5 protein-coding genes are annotated in these 3269 nt (G+C 42.4%); 1 reads left to right on the top strand and 4 read right to left on the bottom strand.

The window, feature by feature from the left end; translation table 11 throughout:
• Positions 1-244: 244 nt before the first annotated feature.
• The 4 genes from AC805_RS04295 to AC805_RS04280 form a co-directional block, all read right to left on the bottom strand.
• On the bottom strand, positions 245-664 hold the full coding sequence (locus AC805_RS04295; protein WP_055074268.1) for a type II toxin-antitoxin system VapC family toxin: 420 nt from the start codon (positions 662-664) through the stop codon (positions 245-247).
• On the bottom strand, positions 651-926 hold the full coding sequence (locus AC805_RS04290) for a CopG family transcriptional regulator (RefSeq protein ID WP_197278629.1): 276 nt from the start codon (positions 924-926) through the stop codon (positions 651-653). The genes AC805_RS04295 and AC805_RS04290 overlap by 14 nt, the downstream gene beginning before the upstream one ends.
• An 81-nt stretch (positions 927-1007) precedes the next feature.
• Complete coding sequence (locus tag AC805_RS04285) at positions 1008-2552, bottom strand: ATP-binding protein (protein ID WP_055074266.1); 1545 nt, start codon at positions 2550-2552, stop codon at positions 1008-1010.
• 76 nt (positions 2553-2628) lie between these two features.
• Positions 2629-2874, bottom strand: coding sequence for a hypothetical protein (locus tag AC805_RS04280; RefSeq protein WP_197278628.1), 246 nt, complete (start codon positions 2872-2874; stop codon positions 2629-2631).
• 91 nt (positions 2875-2965) lie between these two features.
• Between AC805_RS04280 and AC805_RS04275 the strand changes: the two genes are divergently transcribed.
• On the top strand, positions 2966-3187 hold the full coding sequence (locus tag AC805_RS04275) for a helix-turn-helix transcriptional regulator (RefSeq protein ID WP_055074264.1): 222 nt from the start codon (positions 2966-2968) through the stop codon (positions 3185-3187).
• The last annotated feature ends 82 nt before the right edge of the window (positions 3188-3269 follow it).

Here is a 3269-nt window from a genome sequence, read left to right as displayed (position 1 = left end):
TATAGATAATTCAAATAAAAACTACAGCTTCGACTTCGCTCAGCTAGCTTACACCGAGGGCTGAGCGAAGTCGAAGCCCGTCTACAAGTTATTTAAAACAACTATAACGGGAAAAGTAAGGTTGGGGTTCGGTCATGGTTTGTAAATTTGCCTTGTTTTTCGGGATATCCCTATTACTGTTGTAGTCCAAATGGACTACAAATGATCAAGAATAAACCGCAGGGTAGCAATTTTTCTACATTCGCTAGTTCATTTGCATCAAGTTCTCGAAAGGATGCCGATTTTTCCAGCGATAGGTATAAAAATCACGAAAATCAACGGAGAGAATGCGCCCATGCCCCAAGTGTTCAGCAAGAATAATCAGGGAAGCATCTGCAAGATCCAATGGCAAAGAGCTATATTGATTCATCAGTTCACCAATTCTTTTGCCATCTTGAACTTGTAAATCAAAAACCTCAAAAGCTCCTATTTCTAGGCTATGTATAAATGTTTGCTGGGCGTTGTTTCCTGTGCGTTTTAGGAGAATATGACAAGCTTCGGTGATAACGCACCATGTGGTAATGAGTGGCTCATCTATGGTGGCTAAAACATTTTGAGCGCGGACATGATAATCATCGCGGCGATTGATCAATGCAATCCAAAAGCCTGAGTCAACGATGACCATATTTTTCGTTTAGGCTGTCGGTGAGATATTGCTTGTAATTCACGGATAAGTCAGGATCTCCTTCAGCACAACCGATCAGCCCTGCTTGTTGGAGAAGTTGCAGTGGTTTGGGGGATTCTTGGCGAAGTTTTTCATAGTAAAGGTCGATCGCTACTTTCATGATTTCCGATGTGCCTTGGTTGGTACGCTGGCGGATATACTGAAATTTATTGGTGCGATCGCTGTCAAGACGGGCGTTAACTCTCATATTTTTATTTGTCATAACGCTGTATGACAGTATAACCCATATTTAATAACCCATATTTAATAACCCATATTTAATAACCCATATTTAGCAAAGCATTTATCCCCGAATCACAGTAATATTTCGTCCTGCGGGACTGATCGCTATCTCAGTCGTTGTCCGATCGCTAAGCATTGTCAACTGCTCACGGCGATCGAATATCACTAACCAGCCCGTATCTAAATTCAAGCCCGATAGATATTTATCCAATTGTTTTAAGCCTTGATTGAGTGGGTCTGGTTTGCGATCTCGCCATACTTTTAGCTCCATTCCCAAAGTCACCTTGCCATAGCGCAAACATAAATCCATCCTTCCCGAACCGATCGCATATTCCCGTTCCAAAGTCCCCTTACCATTGACCACCCGATGCAAAAATGCCATCATCACTAAATGGGGCGCAATCTCTGGATAGGGAGTGCTTTTAAACAATGGTTCTCCATGCTGTCGCCAAAATTCTAGAAATGCCTCTAACAAGCGTTCAGGTTGAAATTCACCCTGTTCACTTAGCCAAATTGGTTGAATGTATCCCATAGAAGCAGATGTCACGTAGGCAAGCACTCTGGGCAGTACCTCTTGATAAATGGGATTAGCGATCGCTAATCCATTCTCATTGCTACATAAGCCCAAATCCAAAACATAGCGAACATCATCCTGTGGTACATCTGGCAATTCTTGACCCGCTAAAATTGGCTGGATAATCGCTTTCACTCGTTCATCTCGCAATCTTTCCGCAAGACTATCTAAGTGAGTATCCTGTCTTTGAATGAGAATTTCTTTAGCTTGGTTGACTAACTCAACTGTAATTGGAATTGCGGGATCTTTGGCGATGTATTCGGTGATTTCTTTCGCGATCGCATTGACGAGCCAAGGCTGTCCCTGTGTTAAATGAAATGCTAAATTTACAGCATCTTCTGTAAATATTTGTCCTGTGGCTGCTGTATGTTGCTGATAGAGATTTCTCACTTCTTTAAGGCTAAAATTACTCAGCGTGAAGGAGCGCACTTTGATGTTAAAGGGGCTTGAGGTATTCAGGCGATCGCTGCCTCCTGATGCATATTTATAATCACGGACATCACGCATTCCCACTAGGGCAACTGATTGGGGAAAGCCCTGCGGACGATTTGGGAAACCCGATCTTAATTGCCTTAATACAGAAACTAATGTTTCATTGCTCAAAGCATCAATTTCATCTAAAAAGACAACTAACGGGCGGGATGATTGTTCGGCCCAGTTGCTTAAGTTTGTACCAATTCTTGCGCCTGCGTCTGCTTCTAACCATTGTTGTGGTTGTAATTCTCTAGGCAAGCGAAACCGTATCGATTGCTTCCATTCGTCTAAAATAGCGAGTTCGGCTGCTCCTACATCGTCAGAAAATACTGCACCAACTTCAAGGGATAGCATCACCGATGTATATCGACCACTAGCGGTTAGCTCCTGCGCTAATGACATCATGGCTGTGGTTTTGCCAGTCTGCCTTGGGGCATGGATGACGAAGTAATTTTCTTGGGCGATCAATTGCTCTAGCTCTGGCAGGCGATCGCTTGCGGGTAGCATATAGTGAATGTCAGCTTTACAAGGACCTGCGGTATTAAACCATTTCTTCATCATGTTAGCTATTTAACAGGACATATACTCTTTCAATATATAGCAACGAGCTAAGCGCCACTTTCTAATCACTGCGTCACAGCAGATTTGTCTGACAATCAAAAACAATAAAAAATTTAACCGTAGGAATGCGCCGCCGTAAAAACCTTAAATGTTCTTCAGCATCTACTCTGCGGCGAAATCTTCCTACGATTACGCTTTGAATATTATTGGGTAGAGGACGAGCGATCGCCCAAGGGTGGAGTATTTCTTGGTAGCTCATGGCATTAGCAATTAAATAGTGAAAGTTGTGTAGTCCAATTAGCCTACAAATTGATCGCATGAATCCAAATGGACTACAAAATTATACACCTTTGTAGTCCATTTGGACACATTTCTTTACAGGCTTAACATCCTCTGACACGATCAAAGGTATGGGTAAAGCAGGTAAAACACTCGGACAAGTTCTTGAAAAATATAGTATTAGCCAAACAAATCTGGCTAATGCTTTGGGCGTTGGTCGTTCAAATATTTACCGTTGGATTAATGAGGTGAGAGATCCTAACTCTGAAACAGTTTTACGGATCGTTGCAGCACTAGAAAAAATTAATCCCAACGCAGCAAAAGAATTTAAGAATCTGTATATGAGCGATTAGGCTCTTGCGGATAAAAAATGTCCCACCAAAGTTATCTAGCTTCGACTACGCTCAGCCAACGTTAGCTGAGCGTAGTCGAAGC

This window comes from Pseudanabaena sp. 'Roaring Creek' (genome assembly GCF_001402795.1).
Classification (GTDB): Bacteria; Cyanobacteriota; Cyanobacteriia; order Pseudanabaenales; family Pseudanabaenaceae; genus Pseudanabaena.
Note: the sequence above shows the minus strand (reverse complement) of the source record. Positions and strands in the feature narration are given on the sequence as shown.